The sequence below is a fragment of the Paraburkholderia sp. FW306-02-B genome (assembly GCF_058782725.1).
Genome location: NZ_JBYSXZ010000001.1, coordinates 3,349,145 through 3,366,727 on the forward strand (window position 1 = coordinate 3,349,145; position 17,583 = coordinate 3,366,727).

General features: G+C 63.6%; 16 protein-coding genes. 9 read left to right on the plus strand and 7 right to left on the minus strand.

The window, feature by feature from the left end:
* Positions 1 to 109 precede the first annotated feature (109 nt).
* Complete coding sequence (locus tag AC3WOG_RS14790) at positions 110 to 886, minus strand: SDR family oxidoreductase (protein WP_492578689.1); 777 nt, start codon at positions 884 to 886, stop codon at positions 110 to 112.
* A 188-nt stretch (positions 887 to 1,074) separates the two neighbouring features.
* Between AC3WOG_RS14790 and AC3WOG_RS14795 the strand changes: the two genes are divergently transcribed.
* Positions 1,075 to 2,748, plus strand: coding sequence for an electron transfer flavoprotein-ubiquinone oxidoreductase (locus AC3WOG_RS14795; protein WP_492578690.1), 1,674 nt, complete (start codon positions 1,075 to 1,077; stop codon positions 2,746 to 2,748).
* Positions 2,749 to 3,667: 919 nt separating this feature from the next.
* Here AC3WOG_RS14795 and aroC read toward each other — a convergent pair.
* The 3 genes from aroC to AC3WOG_RS14810 all read right to left on the minus strand — a co-directional run bounded on the left by aroC (position 3,668) and on the right by AC3WOG_RS14810 (position 7,445).
* Entirely contained in the window at positions 3,668 to 4,768 is a 1,101-nt protein-coding gene (gene aroC, locus AC3WOG_RS14800; RefSeq protein ID WP_492578691.1) for a chorismate synthase, read from the minus strand.
* Positions 4,769 to 4,863: 95 nt separating this feature from the next.
* Positions 4,864 to 6,801, minus strand: a complete 1,938-nt coding sequence (locus tag AC3WOG_RS14805; protein WP_492578692.1) for an MFS transporter — start codon at positions 6,799 to 6,801, stop codon at positions 4,864 to 4,866.
* 182 nt (positions 6,802 to 6,983) lie between these two features.
* Positions 6,984 to 7,445 carry a CBS domain-containing protein gene (locus AC3WOG_RS14810; protein ID WP_492578693.1) on the minus strand — a complete coding sequence of 154 codons (462 nt, stop codon included), beginning with the start codon at positions 7,443 to 7,445 and terminating at the stop codon, positions 6,984 to 6,986.
* A 239-nt stretch (positions 7,446 to 7,684) separates the two neighbouring features.
* Here AC3WOG_RS14810 and AC3WOG_RS14815 point away from each other — a divergent pair, with 239 nt between their 5' ends.
* From AC3WOG_RS14815 to AC3WOG_RS14825, 3 genes are all read left to right on the plus strand, one after another.
* On the plus strand, positions 7,685 to 9,055 hold the full coding sequence (locus AC3WOG_RS14815) for an O-acetylhomoserine aminocarboxypropyltransferase (protein WP_492578694.1): 1,371 nt from the start codon (positions 7,685 to 7,687) through the stop codon (positions 9,053 to 9,055).
* Positions 9,052 to 9,885 (plus strand): alpha/beta fold hydrolase, encoded by an 834-nt coding sequence (locus tag AC3WOG_RS14820; protein ID WP_492578695.1) that lies wholly within the window; start codon positions 9,052 to 9,054, stop codon positions 9,883 to 9,885. The genes AC3WOG_RS14815 and AC3WOG_RS14820 overlap by 4 nt, the downstream gene beginning before the upstream one ends.
* A 211-nt stretch (positions 9,886 to 10,096) precedes the next feature.
* A complete protein-coding gene (locus AC3WOG_RS14825; RefSeq protein WP_492578696.1) occupies positions 10,097 to 10,417 on the plus strand; it encodes an Mpo1-like protein in 321 nt (106 codons plus the stop codon).
* Between the two features lie 35 nt (positions 10,418 to 10,452).
* Here AC3WOG_RS14825 and AC3WOG_RS14830 read toward each other — a convergent pair whose 3' ends face one another.
* Positions 10,453 to 11,769 carry a YihY family inner membrane protein gene (locus tag AC3WOG_RS14830; RefSeq protein WP_492578697.1) on the minus strand — a complete coding sequence of 439 codons (1,317 nt, stop codon included), beginning with the start codon at positions 11,767 to 11,769 and terminating at the stop codon, positions 10,453 to 10,455.
* A gap of 121 nt (positions 11,770 to 11,890) precedes the next feature.
* On the opposite strand from AC3WOG_RS14830, the gene wrbA reads away from it, so the two are divergent.
* The 5 genes from wrbA to AC3WOG_RS14855 all read left to right on the plus strand — a co-directional run bounded on the left by wrbA (position 11,891) and on the right by AC3WOG_RS14855 (position 16,146).
* Complete coding sequence (wrbA, locus tag AC3WOG_RS14835) at positions 11,891 to 12,493, plus strand: NAD(P)H:quinone oxidoreductase (RefSeq protein WP_492578698.1); 603 nt, start codon at positions 11,891 to 11,893, stop codon at positions 12,491 to 12,493.
* Positions 12,494 to 12,549: 56 nt separating this feature from the next.
* Positions 12,550 to 12,957 (plus strand): DUF2069 domain-containing protein, encoded by a 408-nt coding sequence (locus AC3WOG_RS14840; RefSeq protein WP_492578699.1) that lies wholly within the window; start codon positions 12,550 to 12,552, stop codon positions 12,955 to 12,957.
* 50 nt (positions 12,958 to 13,007) lie between these two features.
* Complete coding sequence (locus tag AC3WOG_RS14845) at positions 13,008 to 14,426, plus strand: FAD-binding oxidoreductase (RefSeq protein WP_492578700.1); 1,419 nt, start codon at positions 13,008 to 13,010, stop codon at positions 14,424 to 14,426.
* 42 nt (positions 14,427 to 14,468) lie between these two features.
* On the plus strand, positions 14,469 to 15,275 hold the full coding sequence (locus AC3WOG_RS14850; RefSeq protein WP_492578701.1) for a metallophosphoesterase: 807 nt from the start codon (positions 14,469 to 14,471) through the stop codon (positions 15,273 to 15,275).
* A gap of 79 nt (positions 15,276 to 15,354) precedes the next feature.
* Complete coding sequence (locus AC3WOG_RS14855; RefSeq protein ID WP_492578702.1) at positions 15,355 to 16,146, plus strand: SOS response-associated peptidase; 792 nt, start codon at positions 15,355 to 15,357, stop codon at positions 16,144 to 16,146.
* Between the two features lie 63 nt (positions 16,147 to 16,209).
* Here AC3WOG_RS14855 and AC3WOG_RS14860 read toward each other — a convergent pair whose 3' ends face one another.
* Both AC3WOG_RS14860 and AC3WOG_RS14865 read right to left on the minus strand, forming a co-directional pair.
* Positions 16,210 to 16,371 carry a hypothetical protein gene (locus AC3WOG_RS14860; protein WP_341314860.1) on the minus strand — a complete coding sequence of 54 codons (162 nt, stop codon included), beginning with the start codon at positions 16,369 to 16,371 and terminating at the stop codon, positions 16,210 to 16,212.
* Positions 16,372 to 16,581: 210 nt separating this feature from the next.
* On the minus strand, positions 16,582 to 17,520 hold the full coding sequence (locus AC3WOG_RS14865; protein WP_492578703.1) for a LysR family transcriptional regulator: 939 nt from the start codon (positions 17,518 to 17,520) through the stop codon (positions 16,582 to 16,584).
* Positions 17,521 to 17,583: the final 63 nt, after the last annotated feature.

Sequence of the window (17,583 nt, forward strand, 5' to 3'; positions counted from 1 at the left end):
ATAGCGCGGGCCTTCCCTCTTCAGAAGGCCGGTGTGCGTAAAACTGTATCGTCGCTCGCGCGCTAATCCGAAGTGTCGCTGAGCCGCACAAAGGTGTGCAAAGCCGCGTTCAGGCCAACCCGAAACCATCGTCGGCGGCGATCACCGAGCCGTTGATGAACTGCGATTCGTCCGCCGCCAGCAGCAGCAACAGGCCGTCCAGATCCTCGGGCTTGCCGACGCGATGACGCGGCAGCATCGACACCAGCTTCTGCCCCTGCTCGGTCGACCAATGGTGATGGTTGATCTCGGTATCGATATAACCCGGGCAGATCGCGTTCACGTTGATGCCGTGCTTGCCCCACTCCAGCGCCATGGCCTTCGTCATATGGACCACGGCCGCCTTGCTTATCGAGTACAAACCGATCTGCGGCAGCACGCGCAAGCCCGCCATCGACGCGATATTGATGATCCGGTACGACGGCTTCTGCGCATTGTTGCCGCGCATGATCATGCGCTTGGCGACTTCCTGAGCGACGAAGAACGCGCCGCGCGTGTTGGTATCGAACACGTATTCGAAATCTGCCGGCGTGACCTCCGAGAGCTTCTGTGTGGTCGATACACCCGAATTGTTCACCAGAATGTCGATCGTGCCCGCTTCGGTTTCCGCGTGGGCCACCGCCGCCTTGATGCTCTGATAATCCGTCACGTCCAGCGAGACCACGTGTGCCGCGCCGCCGGACGCCTCGATTTCGGCGCGCAACTCCTTCAGACGCTCGGTGCGGCGGCTTGCCAGCACGACTTTGGCGCCTGCCTGCGACAACACCTGAGCAAAGCGCTTTCCCAACCCGCTCGAGGCGCCGGTGATCAGCGCGACCTTGCCTTCCAGATTGATCGAACGGCCCATTGTCGTTCCCTTGTTCGGTTGAAACTGCAGATGCGGTTGACAGGTGTGGTAAGACCGTCGGTACGGGTCAATACCGTATCACGGAAATAGAACGATCGTGCTAATCTCTGTTCGTCTGGTTGCAGTGGCGGAGACCATCGCCCACAATACGATCCCGAAAAAGCATTCTAACGGTAAGAGGAGCATCAATGACCCCCGCAAGTCTCATTGAGCAGTACGGCCCGCGCGAGTCGATGGAATACGACGTGGTGATCGTCGGCGGCGGCCCGGCTGGCCTGTCCGCGGCGATCCGCCTGAAGCAGCTGGCGCAGGAAAAAGGCGTTGAAATTGGCGTCTGCGTACTGGAAAAAGGCTCGGAGATCGGGGCGCACATCCTCTCCGGCGCGGTGATGGACCCCCGCGCGCTGAACGAACTGATCCCCGACTGGAAGGAAAAAGGCGCGCCGCTGACCGTGGACGTGACCGAAGACCGCTTCCTGTTCCTGACCGAGACCGGCTCGAAGCGCGTGCCGACGTGGGCGCTGCCGGATAACTTCAGGAATCACGGCAACTATGTGATCAGCCTCGCGAACGTGACGCGCTGGCTGGGACAGCAGGCCGAGGCGGCGGGTGTCGAGATTTTCCCGGGTTTTCCCGCAGCCGAAGTGCTGTACAACGACGACGGCTCGGTCAAAGGCGTCGCGACCGGTAACCTCGGCATCGGCAAGGATGGCCAGCCGACCGAGAATTTCCAGCTCGGCATGGAGCTGCACGCGAAGTACACGCTGTTCTGCGAAGGCGCGCGCGGGCACCTCGGCCGCCAGCTGAACGACAGATTCAGGCTGCGCGAAGGCGTCGATCCGCAGGTCTACGGTATCGGCATCAAGGAGCTGTGGGAAATCGATCCGGCGAAGCACAAGCCGGGTCTGGTGATGCACACCGCCGGCTGGCCGCTCGAGAACGACACGTACGGCGGCTCGTTCCTGTACCACATGGACAACAACCAGGTGGTGGTGGGCTTCGTGGTCGGCCTCGGTTATACGAACCCGTACCTGTCGCCGTTCGAGGAATTCCAGCGTTACAAGACGCATCCGGCGATCCGCGCGATTCTGGACGGCGGCAAGCGCGTGTCGTATGGCGCGCGGGCAATCACGGCGGGCGGCCTGCTGTCGCTGCCGAAGCTGGTGTTCCCGGGTGGCGCGCTGGTCGGCGACGAGGCGGGGTTCCTGAACGCATCGCGGATCAAGGGTAGCCATGCGGCGATCAAGACCGGCATGCTGGCCGCTGAAGCGGCTTTTGATGCAGTGCAGGCCGGGCGTCAATCCGATGAACTGGCGGCTTATCCGGAAGCGTTCAAGACTTCGTGGCTGCATACCGAGCTGCATCGGGCGCGCAATTTCAAGCAGTGGATGAGCAAGGGGTTGTACCTCGGTACGTTGATGGTGGGTGTCGAGCAGAAGGTGTTGGGCGGCAATGTGCCGTGGACACTGCATCATCGGCATTCCGATCACGAGATGCTGAAGCCTGCCTCGCAGTGCAAGCCGATTGTTTATCCGAAGCCGGATGGGAAGCTGACTTTTGACCGGCTGTCTTCGGTTTTTATCTCGAACACCAATCATGAAGAGAATCAGCCGGCGCACCTCACGCTGAAGGATCCTTCAGTGCCGGTGAATGTGAACCTTCAGACTTACGCTGGGCCTGAGGCTCGGTACTGCCCTGCTGCGGTGTATGAGTTCGTCAAGAACGATGATGGTAGCGAGCGGTTGGTCATCAATGCGCAGAACTGCGTGCACTGCAAGACCTGCGACATCAAGGACCCGACGCAAAACATCGTATGGGTCACGCCTGAGGGCGGCGGTGGGCCTAATTATCCGAATATGTAAGGTTTTTTTTGCCTTTGGCGGCGGCATGTTTCTGTGTGCCTACGGTGTTGGGTTTTTCTTTTGTTTTTGGTTTATTAGCGTTGCCCCTGTGCGGGGCGGCACCTACTTTTCTTTGCCGCCGCAAAGAAAAGTAGGCAAAAGAAAGCGGCTCAAACCGCTAACACTTAAGCGGGTCCCCTGGCTTGAAGGAGGCAGTGGAGCATCTGGAATCTGTGTTCTCGCACATTCCGCCTTGGTGACAAGGCAGTCATTCTTCCGGCGGCGCTGCGCGCGCCGTAGCGGTGCTTCACAAAACCATCTGGTCGTTTCCGCGCAACGCTAAGGCGACCGTCTCGGTACGATACTTCGCAAGCCGTAGCAATACTCCTCGCCCCGCCAAATTGACCGCCGGGCGCTATTTTTCCAGCAATCCACAAACCGCAAATCACTTCGGTGCCCCGCCGAGGCGAAGCCGATGGCCCCCACCGCGCGCAAACGAAGCCCCTGGTTTCCCTAGTAGACCGTTCCGGCGAGCACGTAGTGCGAGGCGGGAAGAATGATGCCGGAGGCGCGTACAGCCAATCGGTGTTGGGAAGTACCGCTACGGCGCGCGCAGCGCCGCCGGAAGTATGACGGCCTTGTCACTCACGCGGAGTGCGCGAGAACACCGATTCCAGATGCTCCGCTGCCTCCTCCAAGCCAGGGGACCCGCTTAAGAATTAGCGGTTTGAGCCGCTTTCTTTTGCCTACTTTTCTTTGCGGCGGCAAAGAAAAGTAGGTGCCCCCGCACAGGGGGAACGCTAATAAACCAAAAAGAAAACAAGGAAAGGCCAACGCCGTAGGCAAACAACCCAAAGCGCCGAGCAGGCAAAAACCCAAACCTATTCGGTCATCGAAACAATGCTGCGCGGGTCGAACGAAGGCGTTCAAAGAACGCACATCAGGGCGCGCTCGCCGCGATCTTCGGCGTGGCCACGGAGACGTCGCCGCATTGCGCGCGGTGCCGCAACGCGTGGTCGATCAGCACCAAGGCGAGCATCGATTCGGCGATCGGCGTTGCGCGGATACCGACGCACGGATCATGACGCCCGAACGTTTCGACAATTGCCGGCTGCCCCGCCTTGTCGATCGAACGGCGCGGCGTGCGGATGCTCGAGGTCGGCTTGATCGCGATCGACACCGTGATGTCCTGTCCGGTCGAAATGCCGCCGAGCACGCCGCCCGCGTGATTGCCGACGAACCCCTCCGGCGTCAATTCGTCGCCATGCACCGAGCCGCGTTGCGCGACGCTGGCAAAACCCGCACCGATCTCGACGCCCTTCACCGCATTGATGCCCATCATCGCGTGCGCGATGTCCGCGTCGAGGCGGTCGAACAGCGGCTCGCCGAGTCCAACCGGCACCCCCGAAGCCACGACGTTAATACGTGCGCCAATCGAATCGCCGTCCTTGCGCAGCGCGTCCATGTAGTCTTCGAGTTGCGGCACGATTTCCGCATTCGGCACGAAAAACGGATTCGCGCGCACGTGCGCCCAGTCGACGAACGGCACGTCGATCTCGCCAAGCGCCGCCATATAGCCGCGAATCTCAGTACCGAAATGCTCGCGCAGCCATTTCTTTGCGACCGCGCCGGCCGCCACCGTCGGTGCCGTCAGACGGGCCGACGAACGGCCGCCGCCGCGATAGTCGCGGATGCCGTATTTCTGCCAGTAGGTGTAGTCGGCGTGACCCGGACGGAAGGTGTCGGCGATGTTGCCGTAGTCTTTGCTGCGCTGGTCCGTGTTGCGGATCAGCAGCGCGATCGGCGCGCCGGTGGTCTGCCCTTCGAACACGCCGGACAGGATTTCCACCTTGTCTTCTTCCTGACGCTGCGTGACATGGCGCGACGTGCCGGGTTTGCGGCGGTCGAGTTCGAGCTGGATGTCGGCTTCGCTCAGCGCCATGCCCGGCGGGCAGCCATCGATCACGCAGCCGATTGCGGGACCATGCGATTCGCCAAAGGACGTGACAGTGAAAAGCGTACCGAGAGTGTTGCCGGACATGGGCGTCGTCCAAAGAAAAGCGGGGAAGGCACTATTATGCCAGCCCAAAGGGGCCGGGGCCGCATCGCGCGCCGGTCCCTCGCGCCAGGTCCCCACTACTTCCGCGCGCCGCGCAGTTCGGTGACGATCTGCTGCAACACCTCCGGCGTCGCAGCCGCCGGATCGAGCGGCTCGCCGACGGCCAGCGTCAGCCGGCTCATCACGCCTTTCTGGATCGGCCGTGGCCAGCGCGCGTCGTCGGCGCGTGAAAACACGCTGCCCCACAACCCGCGCAGCGCCATCGGCACGACCGGCGCCGGCGTGCGGCGAATGATCTCGGTCACGCCGTGGCGGAACGGATTCATCTCGCCGGTCCTGGTCAGCTTGCCCTCTGGAAAGATGCAAACCAGATCGCCGTCGGCGAGCGCCTGCGCGCAGCGCTCATAGGCGCGCTTCAGCAACTCCGGGTCCTGATGCGCGGGCGCAATCGGAATCGCCTTCGCCTGGCGGAAGACCCAGCCGGCGAACGGCGTCTTGAAGATCTGATAGTCCATCACGAAACGAATCGGCCGCGGGCTCTCGGCCATGATGACGATCGCGTCGACAAAGCTCACGTGGTTGCACACCAGCACGGCCGCGCCCTCTTCCGGAATGCGTTCGGCATGCACCAGACGAATCCGGTAGAACGTATGGACCAGCACCCAGGCGACGAAGCGCAGCAGAAACTCGGGCACCAGCGAATAGATGTAGGTCGCCACCACGATGTTGAGCAAGGCCGTGACAAGGAAAATCGCCGGAATGCTGAAGCCCACCGCGGTCAGGCCCATCGCCATCAGCGCCGAGACGATCATGAACAGCGAGTTCAGAATATTGTTCGCGGCGATGATGCGCGCCCGGTGGCTCGGCTGGCTGCGGCTCTGGATCAGTGCATAGAGCGGCACGCTGTAGAAGCCGCCGAACATCGCCAGCAGGAACAGATCGGCCAGCACGCGCCAATGGGCCGGCCGCGCGAGGAACTCGCCGACGCTCAACAGGTGACCCACCGCCGGCAGCGCGTGGCTGGCGAAAAACAGATCGATCGCGAACACGCTCATACCGATCGAGCCGAGCGGCACGAGGCCGATTTCGATGCGCCGCTTCGAGAGCTTTTCGCACAGCAGCGACCCCAGTCCGATGCCGATCGAAAACGTGCCGAGCAGCACGGTCACGACATCCGGATTGGCGGACAGCACGTCTTTCGCGAAACGGAAAAACGAAGACAAAAAGGTCGCGCCGACGAACCACAGCCACGAGATACCCAGCAGGCTCAGAAACACCGTACGGTTTTCGCGCGCCAGCTTCAGGTTGCGCCACGTCTCGGTGACCGGATTCCAGTTGATGCGCAAATCGGGCTGCGGCGCCGCCGTGACCGGCACGAAGCTCGAGACGGCCCGCCCGACCAGCGCGACCGCGACGCAAGCGCACGCCAGCACCACCGCGCCGTGCTCGGCGAAACCCGCCCCCGCGCCGCCGACGATCGTCCCGATCAGGATCGCGACGAAGGTGCCCATCTCGACCAGCCCGTTGCCGCCGACCAGTTCCGCCTTCGACAGATGCTGCGGCAGGTACGAATACTTGACCGGCCCGAACACAGTCGAATGGACACCCATCAAAAAGGTGCACAGATACAGCAACGGCGCGCTATGCAGCCAGAAACCCGCGCCGCCGATCAGCATCACGACGATTTCGAAGCTCTTGACGAAGCGTGTCAGCATCGCCTTGTCGTACTTGTCGGCGATCTGACCGGAGGTGGCGGACAGCAGCACGAACGGCAGGATGAAAATCGCCGAAATCAGGAACGCTGCGGTCTTCGGATCGACGCCGGAAAAGCGCGCGGCCTGATACGTGACGAGCGACGTAAACCCGATCTTGAAGACGTTGTCGTTCATCGCGCCGAGGAACTGGGTCCAGAAAAACGGCGCAAACCGGCGCTGGCTGAGCAGGCGGAACTGGGATTCGTGCGCCTCGTGAGCGCGGGCGGCGCGGCGGGCGGCAGGTAGCGGACGATCGCTCATAAAGGTCGGAGAACGGGCTAAAAGAGCAACGAAGGACAAAGGGACGTGCGCAAACCCGGCATCAGGCAGCCCACGGACATTGACGCTGAGCCGGACACAAAAAAAGCGCACGCTTTCGCGCGCGCCTTGAGTGCACCTTCACGCTCGCCACAACGGCTCGAGCGCCGCGCGAGCCCCATGAATCAACGCGCCGGTTGCTGTTCCTGCTGTTCTTCCGGCCAATCGCGGATATATGCCTTGAGCATACGGTTTTCAAAGCCCTGCTCTTCGACCACCGCCTTCGCGACATCGTAGAACGAGATCACGCCCATCAGCGTGCGGCTTTCCAGCACCGGCAAATAGCGCACGTGATGCTCGAGCATCATGCGCCGCACTTCATTGACGTCGGTTTCCGGAGTGCAGGTGAGCGGATGATCGTCCATCACCTTGCGGATCGTCGAGGTGCCGACGCTGCCGCCATTCTTGCTCAAGATCAGGATAATCTCGCGAAACGTCAGCATGCCAACGAGGTCGCCGTATTCCATCACGACCAGCGAGCCGATATCGTGCTCCGCCATCGTATTGACTGCGTCGTGCAGCGTCGTATCCGGCGTGACCGTGAAAAGGGTGTTGCCTTTGACTTTAAGAATGTCGCTGACTCGCATGATCTGTCTCCCGTATGCCCGCTAAGCTGGTAAAGCATGAGTGACTTTCGATCCTAGCGGAAAGACCCATAAAAGGAAAGCGGCCCGCCCACCAAGGCGCAGCGGGAGTTCGCACGCCGCGCCCGGCAAAAACCGGACTGCGGCCATCGGGAAAACCGCGCTTGAAGCGATTCGTGCCGGTGATAGGATGGCCGCCACTTTCACCTTTCGCGAGGCCGCCCGTGGCTTCGCCGCCCAGGATGTCCGCCAACCGTTTCGATACGCTTGCGCTGCACGCCGGCGCAGCCCCCGACCCCACCACCGGCGCGCGCGCCACGCCGATCTACCAGACTACCTCGTTTTCGTTCCGCGATTCCGACCACGCCGCGGCGCTGTTCAATATGGAGCGCGCTGGCCACGTCTACTCGCGAATCTCGAATCCGACCGTGGCCGTGTTCGAAGAGCGCGTCGCCGCGCTGGAAAACGGCGCGGGCGCAATCGGCACGGCCAGCGGCCAGGCGGCGCTGCATCTGGCGATCGCCACGCTGATGGGCGCCGGCTCCCATATCGTCGCCTCCAGCGCGCTGTACGGCGGCTCGCACAACCTGCTGCACTACACGCTGCGGCGCTTCGGCATCGAGACGACCTTCGTCAAACCGGGCGATCTCGACGCATGGCGCGCGGCGCTGCGTCCGAACACGCGCCTCCTGTTCGGCGAAACGCTCGGCAATCCGGGGCTCGACGTGCTCGAGATCGCCGCGGTCGCGCAGATTGCGCATGAGCACCGCGTGCCGCTGCTGGTCGACTCGACCTTTACCACCCCCTACCTGCTCAAACCGTTCGAGCACGGCGCCGACTTCGTCTACCACTCGGCGACCAAATTCCTCGGCGGCCACGGCACGACGATCGGCGGCGTGCTGGTGGACGGCGGCACTTTCGACTTCGAGGCGTCGGGCCGCTTCCCCGAATTCACCGAGCCGTACGAAGGCTTTCATGGCATGGTGTTCGCCGAAGAAAGCAGCGTCGCGCCGTTCCTGCTGCGCGCGCGCCGCGAGGGCCTGCGCGACTTCGGCGCCTGCCTGCATCCGCAGGCCGCCTGGCAGCTGCTGCAAGGCATCGAGACGCTGCCGCTGCGCATGGAACGGCACGTTGCGAATACGCGCAAAGTGGTCGAATTTCTCGCCGCCCATGCGGCGGTCGAAACCGTCGCTTATCCAGAACTGCCGACGCATCCTGACCATGCGCTCACGAAGCGTCTGCTGCCGCGCGGCGCGGGCGCGGTGTTCAGCTTCAATCTGCGCGGCGACCGCGCGGCCGGCCGCAGCTTCATCGAAGCGCTGTCGCTGTTCTCGCATCTGGCGAACGTCGGCGACGCGCGCTCGCTGGTGATCCATCCGGCATCGACGACGCACTTCCGTATGGACGCCGCCGCGCTCGCCGCAGCCGGCATCGCCGAAGGCACGATCCGCCTTTCGATCGGCCTGGAAGATCCCGACGATCTGATCGACGACCTCAAGCGCGCATTGAAAGCCGCCCAGAAAGCGGGCGGGTCGACTACGCCCACAGCCGGTCCGTCCAGTTCATCCGCCGCATCCGCTGCCGGCGGCGCACCGCGCCCGGAGTCCGCATGATCCTCACTGTTCAAGCCAAACCGGCCTACGCCTATACCGGCGGCAAACCGTTCGACGCCAGCCTGCCGACCGCCGTGTTCATTCACGGCGCCGAGCACGACCATAGCGTATGGGCGTTGCAAACGCGCTACTTCGCGCACCACGGCTTCGGCGTGCTGGCAGTGGATCTGCCCGGGCACTGCCGCAGCGACGGCCCGGCGCTTGCCACCGTAGCGGCAATGGCCGACTGGCTGGCCGCCCTGCTCGACGCCGCCGGCGTGCAACGCGCGCTCGTGGCCGGTCACAGTATGGGCTCGCTGGTCGCACTCGACTTCGCCGGCCGCTATCCGGAACGCGCGACGCACCTTGCTCTCCTCGCCACCGCGGTGCCGATGACCGTCTCCGACGCCTTGCTCGACGCCGCCTTGCACCGCGAGCCCGAGGCGATCGGCATGGTCAATCAGTGGTCGCATTCGACGCTCGCCGCCAAGCCTTCGTGCCCCGGCCCCGGCTTCTGGCTGCACGGCATGAATCAGCGGCTGATGGAGCGCGTCTCGGCGAACGGCGAACCGCATCTGTTCCACACCGACTTCACCGCCTGCAACGGCTACGCGGACGGCCTCGCGCGCGCCGCGCAGGTACGCTGCCCGACACGGCTAATCCTCGGCAGGCGCGATGCGATGACGCCGCCGCGCGCGGCCAGAGCGCTCGCCGATGCTTTCGCGCAAGCCGGCGTACCGGTCGACACCATCACGCTCGACGCCGGTCACGCGCTGATGACCGAGCAGCCCGATGCAACGCTCGACGCCCTGTTCGACTTCGCTTCGAAGGCGGCAACCGTCACTCAGTAGTCGCCACGAATAGCCGCCACGAATCGTCACGATAGCCACGCCGATGCGCGCACGCCATCGGCAGAACGGCCCGGTTGCGCGCATGAGCCGATAGCCGCACAATGGTTCAAGCCTGTCCGGTTTTGAGCGCGCCTTAAGCAGGTCCACGCGCGTCCGAAACCTGCGAAACGGCAGGTACGGAGTCGAGAAGAGTCGAAATTCGGAGGCTGTGATGGCTCAAACCGCGCACACCGATCACTTCGCGAATTTCGCGGAGTTCTATCCGTTCTACCTGAGCGAGCATCGCAACACGGTCTCGCGGCGGCTGCATTTCGTGGGTTCGCTCGGCGTGATCGGCTGTCTCGCCATGGCGCTCGCCACCGGCGACTGGCTATGGTTGCCGGCTGCCGTTGTCTGCGGATACGGCTTTGCCTGGGTCGGGCATTTCTTTTTCGAGAAGAACCGGCCGGCGACTTTCCGGCATCCGCTCTACAGCCTGATGGGCGACTGGGTCATGTTCAAGGACATCTGCGTCGGGAAGATTTCGCTGTAGTTTCCCGGCAGTTTAACTGCGGTTTCACTGTCGCTTCAGGCGGCCTGATGCGGCATTGAAGAAGCACCCTGCTCGTCTTCCTCGGCACGAGCCGCACCACGCGCGGCGGCGCGCGCCGCCAGCAGCATGGCGAGCGTCACGTTCAGCTTGTCGTTCTCGAGCGCCGCCAGAAGCGTTGCGCCATCCACGCGCGTCGAGTTGAGACCAAGCTGATATTCGAGCTCCGCGCGATCGATCACGAACAGGCCGAACAAGCGCTCGACCGTGACCTGGGCCGGATTCGCCAGCAGCAGGAAGTGCGGGCGCGTGCCGTCTTCCTGCAAGCTCGCGATCCATTCGATCTCTTCGAGCCTTTGCAGCAGGTTGAGCGTCGTGTCCATGTCGCGGCGAAGCATGCGCGAGAGTTCCTGCACCGTGTAGCCGCGCTTGCCCGCGTCGCGCGCTTCCGAAAGCCGCGCGAGCAATTCGAGCGAGTCGAACAGATTGCTGCCCTCGAAAGTCGGGCGATGAAACTGGCCAATGCGGATGGCCGGCAATGCGGAGGCGATCATCGCGCCCGCCAGCGTGATGAACCAGCAAAGGTACATCCACAGCAGGAACAGCGGCACGGCGGCAAATGCGCCGTACACCGCGGTATAGGTAGGAATGCGGCGCACGTAGTAACCGAAGCCGCGCTTGCCGAGCTCGAACGCGATCGCGGCCGTGACTCCGCCGATCACCGCATCGCGCCATTCCACCCGGCAGTTCGGCAGATAGACGTAAAGAATCGTGAAGGCGAGCGCCGTCAACGGCAGCGCCGCTCCGGCGAGCGCCCATTCGATCATCGCCGGAATATGCTGGGTTGCCGTGAACGCCATCGATTGCGTGAACAGATAGGACGAAATCGACAAGCTCACACCGATCAGAATCGGCCCGAGCGTAATGATCGCCCAATAGACCAGCACGCGCTGCGCAAACGGCCGCGCCTTGCGCACCCGCCAGAGCACGTTGAAGGCGGATTCGACCGTCATCATCGTCATCACCGCGGTCAGGAACAGCAGGATCATGCCGATCGTAGTGAGCCCCTTGGCCTTCGACGCGAACTGGTTCAGATAATTGAAAATCTGACTGTTGAGTTGCGCGGGCATCAGATGATCGGCCAGGAAAATCTGCAGCGACTCCTGAAACGAGCTGAAAATCGGAAACGCGGTGAACAACGCGAACGCGACCGTGGCGAGCGGCACGAGCGCAAGCATGGTGGTGAACGTGAGACTGCCGGCCACCTGCGGAATACGGTCTTCGCTGCCGCGCTTCGCGGCAAACTGCGCGAGCCGTTTGAGCGTGTCGAGATCGAAACGCACCCTAGACAACAAACCCCACCTCCTTGCTTCGTGAACCGGTGTTTCAGGACAGTGCGCGAAGCCTGGCCGAACGGCTATGGATGGCCTCTGCAGCAGACCCAACCCCTATAATACCCGTTCACCGATGAGGCCTATGAAAGACATTCTCGTGCTCTATTACAGCCGTCACGGCGCCACGCGCGAGCTCGCGCTAGCGATCGCGCACGGCGTCGACAGCGTCCCCGGCATGCAGGCACGCGTGCGTACCGTGCCGGCGGTTTCCACCGTCTGCGAAGCGACCCAGCCGGACATTCCCGCCGAAGGCCCGCCCTACGTCGAACTGCGCGACCTCGAAGAATGCGCCGGTCTGGCGCTCGGCTCGCCCACCCGCTTCGGCAATATGGCTGCGTCGCTCAAGTACTTTCTCGACGGCACCACGCCGCAATGGCTGTCCGGCGCGCTGGCGGGCAAACCGGCGTGCGTGTTCACGTCGACCGGCAGTTTGCACGGCGGCCAGGAATCCACGCTGCTGTCGATGATGCTGCCGCTTCTGCATCACGGCATGCTGATCGTCGGCATTCCGTACACCGAGAACGCGCTGAGCACCACGCAAACCGGCGGCACGCCGTACGGCGCATCGCATTTCGCCCGTGCGGGCAGCGCCGAACACGGCATCTCCGCCGACGAAAAAACGCTCGCGATCGCCTTGGGCGCACGCGTCGCGCGCACGGCGGCGTCGATGAGCGAACGTCCGTGAGCGGCGGGCCGGACGCGGCAAACCGCGCGGCAGCCAGCCCAACGACCACAACCGCCATGCCCCCACTCGTGCCGCTAAACCGCCCGGCCGCGCTCGGCGCCACAGCCACCCTGCTTGCTTTGATCGTGTTGTCGGTCGCCTGGGAATGGTGGCTCGCGCCGCTGCGGCCAGGCGGCTCGGCGCTGGTGCTCAAAGCGGTGCCGCTGCTGATCGCGCTGCCGGGCGTCTGGCGGCGCCGGCTTTACACGCTGCAATGGGCGTCGATGCTGATCTTGCTGTATTTTGCCGAGGGCGTCGTACGCGGCTGGAGCGACCACGGTCTGAGTGCGCGCCTCGGCTGGCTGGAAGCCGCCCTCGCCGTGGTTTTTTTCGTCTGCACGCTCGCGTATGTCGCGCCGTTCAAGCGCGCGGCAAAACAGGCAGCAAAACAGAACGCAAAGCAGGCCAAGGGAAGCGCCCAATGAGGACCGTGCTTCCCACGTAACCTATCCGCCGAACACCTTGACCGACCATCATGACCCAAGCCGTTTTTCTCACCGCCTGCCGCGACGCCATCGGCGCCGCCCATGTACTGACCGACCCGCACGACACCGCGCCCTATCTCACCGACTGGCGCCGCCGTTACACCGGCGCGGCCTGCACGGTGCTCTGCCCGGCCACGCCTGAAGAAGTCGCGGCGCTCGTCAAGCTCGCCGTCGAACATCGCGTCGCGCTGGTGCCGCAGGGCGGCAACACCGGGCTGGCCGGCGGTGCGACGCCGGATGCGAGCGGCGCGCAAGCGGTCGTCAGTCTGCGGCGCCTGAACCGCGTGCGCGACATCGATCCGCACAACAACACGATCACCGTCGAAGCCGGCGTCATCCTCGCCGAAGTGCAGAAGCACGCTGAGCAAGCGGGCCGGCTGTTCCCGTTGAGCCTCGCCGCCGAAGGCAGCTGCACGATCGGCGGCAATCTCGCCACCAACGCGGGCGGCACCGGTGTGCTGCGCTATGGCAACACGCGCGAGTTGTGTTTGGGCCTCGAAGTGGTGACGCCGCAAGGCGAACTGTGGGACGGCCTGCGCGGACTGCGCAAGGACAACACCGGCTACGATCTGCGCGATCTGTTCATCGGCGCGGAAGGCACGCTCGGCATCATCACCGCCGCCGTGCTCAAGCTGCATCCGCAGCCGGCTGCGCGCGTCACGGCGCTCGCCGCACTGGCGTCGCCGCATGCGGCGCTCGATTTCCTGTCGCTGACGCAACGCGTCGCCGGACCGCTTCTGACCGGTTTCGAACTGATGTCGGATTTCTGTCTGCGGCTGGTCGGCCGGCATTTTGCACAGATGCGCTATCCGTTCGCCGAGCCGCACGCGCAAGTGGTGCTGCTCGAACTATCGGACAGCGAAAGCGAGGAACATGCGCGCGGCCTGTTCGAGCGCCTGATGGAAATCGCACTCGAAGAAGGCCTCGTCGAAGACGCGGTGGTCGCGGAAAACCTCACGCAATCGCGGGCGTTCTGGAATCTGCGCGAACATATTCCGCTCGCGCAGGCGGAAGAAGGTCTGAACATCAAGCACGATATCGCCGTGCCGATTTCGCGCATCGCTCACTTCATCGAAGAAACCGACGCGGCGATCGCGCAGGCGGCGCCGGGCGCGCGGATGGTCACGTTCGGCCATCTGGGCGACGGCAACCTGCACTACAACGTGCAAGCGCCCGAGGGCGTCGACGCGAAAGCGTTCCTCGATGCGTTTCAAAGCTCGATCAATCAGCTCGTGTACGACAACGTGCACCGTCACCGCGGCAGCATCAGCGCGGAACACGGGCTCGGCCAATTGAAGATCGACGAAGCGATGCATTACAAGCAGAACGTCGAGGTGCAATTGATGCGCGCCGTCAAACACGCGCTCGATCCGCTCAATCTGATGAACCCGGGCAAGGTGCTACGCTAAGGTCTGAAGCCTCTGATTCGAGGCTCATCGCAGGAGCCGTTCGTGAAGATTCGAGTGCTGTCCGATCTGCATCTGGAGAATGACGAGCCCGAGCTGATCCCGCATGCGCAGGCGGATCTGATCGTGCTTGCCGGCGACATCCACAATCACGCGGCCGGCCCGCGCTGGGCCGCGCAAACTTTCGACGGCGCCGTGCCGGTGATCTACGTGCCCGGCAATCACGAGTACTACGACGGCGAATTCGGCGCACTCGAAACGGCGCTCTACGACGCGGCGGCCTCGGTCGACAACGTGCACGTGCTGAACAACGCCGCGCTGGTCGACCCACAGGGCCGCTGGCGCGTGCTCGGCACGACCTTATGGACCGACTTCGCGTTATACGGCGCCGACCAAGCCGCGCTCGCCCAATCCATCGAAGCATCGCGCCGGGTGATGCTCGACTTCCGCGGCCTGATCCAGATGAACTGGCCGCACGACACGCTGGATTCTCCGCGCGATTTCACACCCGCCGACTCCCTCGCGCTGCACAGGCAGGCACGCGCATGGCTCGAACGCGAGCTGGCCAAACCGTTCGGAGGCAAGACGATCGTCGTCACGCATCACGCGCCGCATCGGCTGAGTCTGGCCGAGCGCTACGCGCAAGACCGCGTCTCGGCCGGCTTCGTCAGTCATCTGCCGGAACTGGTGCGAGCGCCCGTCGCGTTGTGGATTCACGGACATACGCATACGTCGTTCGATTACACGGTGAACGGCACGCGCGTGATCTGCAATCCGCGCGGCTATCTCGACCGGCGTACCCGCGAACTGGAAAATCCGCAGTTCGACTGGGCCAAGGTGGTGGAGATCTAACGTCGGCTTGGGGCCGATCTGGGTAGCCAGGCTGCGCGGCACGCACTACGCTGTTGTCGTCGGCCGGGTAATGACTGACGTGCCGGCCGCATCGGTCTCGTCGGCCGAATCCAGTCATGCCGGTCAGATCGGTCGCAGCAGGAGGTCGCTCATGTGTGGTCGAATCAGCCAGTACGGCGATCCGCTTCGTTATGCGCAGCATCTTGGCCTCAGCGATCCGCTGATGCTGTTCGACGCAGCCGACCGCCGCCCCGGCTACAACCTGTCGCCCGGCACGCATCCGCTCGCGATTTATCCCGACCAAACGCTGCGTGCGATTCACTGGGGTTATTGCCCCGATTGGGCACGCGCGCAGCATCTGCCGCAGACGATCAATGCGCGCGCCGAAACCGCGGCGAACGCCCGCTACTTCAAGGATCTGTGGAAAACCGGACGGGTATTGGTGCCCGCGAACGGCTGGTTCGAATGGCGCGTGGAAGTGGCGCCCAGCACGGACACCGGCGATGACATAGCGCAGGGCGCCGGAAAGGTCCGCCAACCCTATTTCGTGCACCTGAAAAGCGCCGCGCCGATGTACCTCGCCGCGTTATCTAGCGTGCGCGGCACCGAGCCGCAAACAGAAGGCATGGGATTGGTGATTGTGACAGCCACCGCCGACGCGGGCCTGATCGACGTTCATGACCGCCGCCCGCTGGTGTTCGCGCCGGAAGCGGCGCGCCGCTGGCTGGATCCGGCGCTGCCGCCGGGTGAACTCGAGCAGCTCGCGCGCGGCGCCTGCGTACCCGCCGGGCGCTTTCGCTGGCATCGGGTGAGCCCCGAGGTGGACCGCACGCTCAATGATGAGCCGGGTCTGATCGAAGCGCTGCACTGAAAGCGCGGCTTCGATCGTAAAAACTCGATAGCTGAACGTGGCAGATGAGCGCCGCGGCTAAACTCAGCGGTCGCGCCTTTGTGCAGACAAATCCACCGGGCGCTCGACCTTGATCGGCACCAGCTGCGGCTGCTGTTCACGCAAACGGCGCAGCAAATCGCGCGATGCGGCGATTCCGATCAGTCCCAACATGACGGCCACGCCGATCATCAGATGCGTATCCATGAATCCCTCGTCCTTCCAGTTATTGCGATTTGCCGAACGGCGGCTGATTGAACACGTCCGGCTGAAGCCGGCAGCGCATCAATGACACGTTAGCAAATCGACCGCGGCGCAGAAGTAAGGAAATGTTGCGACGCGGCACTTGTGTAACAGGCTGTCACGCCAACGCGCCGGCGATGGTCAACGATGGTCAACCGCCCGCTCGGCGCGGCTTCAGGTGCGCGCGAACTGGCGCAATTCGGCCTGGTCGACCGCCAGCGTCGCGGGTAGCTCGTCGCGCAGAAATTCGACCCAGGTGCGGATTTTTGCGTCCAGATATTGCCGCGACGGATACAGCGCATACAGATTCATTTCCTGCGACGTGTACTCCGGCAGCAGCCATACGAGCTTGCCGCTACGCAAACCGCTGATCGCCGAGTAGATCGGAATCAGCCCGACGCCCATGCCGCTCGACACCGCCACCGCCATCGCTTCGGCAACATTCACCTGGAACGTGGCCGGGCCGAGCGCGACCGTTTCTTCGCCGTTCGGGCCGTCGAAGGTCCATTTGTCGGTGGGAAACACCGGCGTGACCATCTGCAGGCAGGTGTGGCGCACGAGGTCCGCAGGCGTTTGCGGCACGCCGTGCCGCTCCAGATAAGCCGGCGACGCGCACGCAATGCTGAACGCGCTGCCCAGGCGCTGCGACACCAGCCCCGAGTCCGGCAGACCGGTGGCGAGCGTCAGCGACACGTCGAAGCCTTCGTCGAGCAGATCGGGCATGCGCTGCGCAAGCGTGAGCTCGATATGCACGTCCGGATAGCGCTGCTGATAGCGGCCGACGGCCGGCACCACATAGTGCTGGCCGAAGCTCGTCATCGCGTGGACTTTGAGTTTGCCGGACGGGCGCGCGTGGGCGTCGCTCGCTTCCGCTTCGGCCTGATCGACGTACGCGAGGATCTGTTCGCAGCGTTGCAGATAGCGCTCGCCTGCCTCGGTCAGCGCGATGCGGCGCGTGGTGCGGTTCAGAAGCCGCGTGCGCAGGTGCGCTTCCAGATCCGAAACCGCGCGCGATGCGTACGCCGTGGTCGTGTTCAGGTGCTGCGCAGCACCCGTAAAGCTGCCCGCTTCGACGACGCGGACAAATACGCGCATGTTTTGAAGCGTATCCATAGCATTCCTTGGTGATCGGAAGCGATTGTTACACGATTCGCAAAGGCGATTATCACATTATCC